The sequence below is a fragment of the Citrobacter sp. T1.2D-1 genome, assembly GCF_950098555.1.
Classification (GTDB): domain Bacteria; phylum Pseudomonadota; class Gammaproteobacteria; order Enterobacterales; family Enterobacteriaceae; genus Citrobacter_A; species Citrobacter_A telavivensis.
Genome location: NZ_CATNHH010000027.1, coordinates 1 through 3135, shown reverse-complemented (window position 1 = coordinate 3135; position 3135 = coordinate 1). Strand labels below are relative to the sequence as shown.

Genomic DNA, 3135 nt, shown 5'->3' with positions numbered 1-3135 from the left:
CTGAGGCAGCACCTGGCACGGCTGGGACGGAAGTCGCTGTCGTTCTCAAAATCGGTGGAGCTGCATGACAAAGTCATCGGGCATTATCTGAACATAAAACACTATCAATAAGTTGGAGTCATTACCTTAAACTTGCTTTAACAAAATTTTGGGACTGACCGAAACAAAAAGGCCAGCCCCGGAGGGCTGGCTATTCAGTACAGGGCAATGACAGGTTTCTTGATGCCGCAGGCGTGAGCGTAGCGGGTCAGTGTGTCGATGCTGGCTTTGGTGATGTTGTTTTCCAGGCGAGAAATAACCGGAGGTGTAACCCCCATGCGTTCAGCAACCTGCGCTTTTGTCAGGTTGTCATGCTTGCGCCATTCAGCAAGCAGCTCCCTGAGCTTTTCCTTACGTTCTTCTTCCTGCCATGCAGCGCGATATTCATCGTCCTGCATCCACTCGTTATGCAGTTCTTTATGGCTTACCAGTTTCATTAAGTACCTCCGCTAACCGCTTTTTGGCGAGATCGATTTCTTTCGCTGGCGTTTTCTGTGACTTCTTGATGAAAACACGGAGCATGATGATGGTATTGCCTTTGTGGTATACCCAGATTCCCCTGGCTATGTCCGTCCCCATCGTGCGGATCTCAAAAAGTCCATCGCCCAGGGGCTTCGTGTCCGGCTCCCGCAGTAATCGGGCGTCATACTCCAGTTTGCCGATGAGACGGTCAAACTTCACCCTGATTTTTACGGGTAATGCTGTGGCTTCTTCCCTGGCTTCCGGGTGATAAACAACGCTAAACATGTGACCTCCCATTTCTATTAATATTAACCTATAGGCTAATTTCAGACAAGGTAGAATTAACCTATAAGCTAATTTTGTTGGCAGTTATCGTGGCTACCCGGTCACTACCCTGTTAGCGTGAGTTTTCGTTCCACTGAGGAACGGGGATTTATGCGCGTTAGCGCATGTAAGGCGGCAGGATGAAATGACAGGTAGCACCGAGGGTTAGCCGCCGATACCAGTGAGGGATCGAAAGGGATCGCCTATCCATCCCTTCACCCTGCAAAGCCATATTCCGCTAAAAGCGGCTCAGAGGCTTTTGTGCGCGGTCGGAGTGGTCACAACAAGGCGAAGCCGCAGTTGGGGCGTATCTCCGCGTTAGCGGGTCGTAAGAGCCGCTTACGAGCGTGTAAGCTAATTCTTCAGCGATATTTGCTGACGTATCCGGCGTGGCCGGATTTGTCCAATCCCTCGATGGCTAACAGGCGAGCTGTTAGCCATCGAGGGATTCCGTTCTGAATGCCCCGCGCTTTAGCGTGGGGAGCTACTTTTGAGGCGCTCGCGCCGATGCTGTTCGGTTATCCACTTTTTAAAGGGGATAACAGTAATGTCTTTTATTTTTTGGTTTATCTTTTAATACGTAAGTAATTAAAAGATAAACCAAAAGAGTATTTGCGCCATCTCGTTTGCACTTCATTATCACTTACCCACAAGCTATACAGCAGTTGTGGTGGGTCTACGCCGGAACCGCCGAAAAATCCGTCATTCCTGTAGGCGGGATGGGTTGGATTTCGAAAATTATTGTACTATAAGGGCTTCCCCGGCGTGTCAACGCCGGTGTTTATGGTTTCTGTCTGCTCTTCAGTAAAAATAAAGGGGAGAGACTGCGGTACTATAAACGGCCATGATGAATCGTCATCGATTCGGACCCTGATGAAAGACGCGCGTGAGGTTCTTGTTCGTTAAGCGGATACGTATATCCTGTACAATAGCCAGATAGGCCTCACGGGGTATAACCCTTTATCATCAACGAATTGCAGGTCAGATGGTTATTTTGTTTCGTGCTTTAGCTGGCTGAGTACAGCCTGAAATCATCACCGTAATGCAATGATGCCCAGCACAGCCTTGCGTTTTTGGCGGCGATGGCTACAACGGCACGCCAGTATCCTCTGCGATCGACCAGTGAACAGACCCAACGACTGAATAAATCAGTCCTTTTCTCGGCACCAATCAGAACCGAACGAGCCCCCTGAACCAGTAGCGTTCGCAGATACGAATCGCCAGCTTTAGTTATCCTGCCAAGCTTTGATTTCCCACCACTGCTGTACTGCGATGGCGTTAGTCCCAGCCAGGCTGCCAGTTGTCGCCCATTTTTAAAATCGTGTGCATTACCGATACTGGCGACCAGCGCACAGGCCGTTGTGGGACCAATCCCTTTCAGTTCCATCAATCGCTGGCTGCGGTGATCTGTTTTTGCCATGCGGGACAAAATCCGGTCATATTCAGTAATATTATCTTCAATACGATCAATGTGTTCCAGCAGGTCATTAACACATTGTTGAACCTGAAGTGGCAAAGAACTCTTCTGCTCAGAAACCATGTGACGCAGGGCATCTGTACTTTGTGGGGCGATGACACCGAATTCCGATATCAAACCTCTCAATCGGTTATATGTTGCTGTTTTCTCTTCGATAAAACCCTGTCTGATACGGTGTAGGCATTGCATCGCCTGCTGGCTCTCATCCTTCACTGGTACAAACCGCATATGCGGGCGACGAACTGCTTCACAGATAGCCTGAGCATCAGCTGCATCATTTTTGCCTGATTTACCGGCCATGCGGTAAGGAGATACAAATTTAGCAGCCATCAGCCGTGGTTCATGACCATATTGCCGAAACAACCTTGCCCAGTAGTGAGCCCCGGAGCATGCCTCCATCCCGATAACACAGGGAGGTAAACTGGCAATCAGCTCAGGAAGGGCAGCACGCGATACTTTGGGTTTAACCAGAACAGTTTTACCGTGTTGGTCAACGCAGTGAACAGCGAACACATTTTTAGCAAGATCGATACCGACAGTCGTGATGGTCATAACGAATCCCTCCGGGGCTATGTTTACCCCATGATTGCACAAGAGTTAATCAGGCGCATATCCAGGGGAAGTCCCTTCCATTCGTTAAGGGGCACTGTTGCAAATAGTCGGTGGTGATAAACTTATCATCCCCTTTTGCTGATGGAGCTGCACATGAACCCATTCAAAGGCCGGCATTTTCAGCGTGACATCATTCTGTGGGCCGTACGCTGGTACTGCAAATACGGCATCAGTTACCGTGAGCTGCAGGAGATGCTGGCTGAACGCGGAGTGAATGTCGA

At 49.5% G+C, this 3135-nt stretch carries 4 protein-coding genes and 1 pseudogene; 2 read left to right on the top strand and 3 right to left on the bottom strand.

Going from position 1 to position 3135, the window contains the following annotated elements; translation table 11 throughout:
* On the top strand, positions 1-111 hold a 111-nt coding region (locus QQZ17_RS18105; protein ID WP_001691633.1), incomplete at its 5' end, for an IS1 family transposase.
* Between the two features lie 83 nt (positions 112-194).
* Here the strand turns inward: QQZ17_RS18105 and QQZ17_RS18100 are convergent.
* From QQZ17_RS18100 to QQZ17_RS18090, 3 genes are all read right to left on the bottom strand, one after another.
* Positions 195-476: a helix-turn-helix domain-containing protein gene (locus tag QQZ17_RS18100; protein ID WP_000780222.1), complete on the bottom strand. Its 282-nt coding sequence runs from the start codon at positions 474-476 to the stop codon at positions 195-197.
* A complete protein-coding gene (locus QQZ17_RS18095; RefSeq protein WP_000493286.1) occupies positions 457-786 on the bottom strand; it encodes a type II toxin-antitoxin system RelE/ParE family toxin in 330 nt (109 codons plus the stop codon). The genes QQZ17_RS18100 and QQZ17_RS18095 overlap by 20 nt, the downstream gene beginning before the upstream one ends.
* A gap of 1045 nt (positions 787-1831) precedes the next feature.
* Positions 1832-2854, bottom strand: coding sequence for an IS110 family transposase (locus tag QQZ17_RS18090; RefSeq protein ID WP_001572362.1), 1023 nt, complete (start codon positions 2852-2854; stop codon positions 1832-1834).
* Positions 2855-3007: 153 nt separating this feature from the next.
* Here QQZ17_RS18090 and QQZ17_RS18085 point away from each other — a divergent pair.
* A pseudogene (locus tag QQZ17_RS18085) lies at positions 3008-3135 on the top strand (IS6 family transposase); the annotation flags it as partial.

What these genes read in the sequence shown, in the direction of transcription:
- QQZ17_RS18100 (WP_000780222.1), bottom strand. Translation starts at nt 476, where the DNA reads ATGAAACTGGTAAGCCATAAAGAACTGCATAACGAGTGGATGCAGGAC.
- QQZ17_RS18095 (WP_000493286.1), bottom strand. Translation starts at nt 786, where the DNA reads ATGTTTAGCGTTGTTTATCACCCGGAAGCCAGGGAAGAAGCCACAGCA.
- QQZ17_RS18090 (WP_001572362.1), bottom strand. Translation starts at nt 2,854, where the DNA reads ATGACCATCACGACTGTCGGTATCGATCTTGCTAAAAATGTGTTCGCT.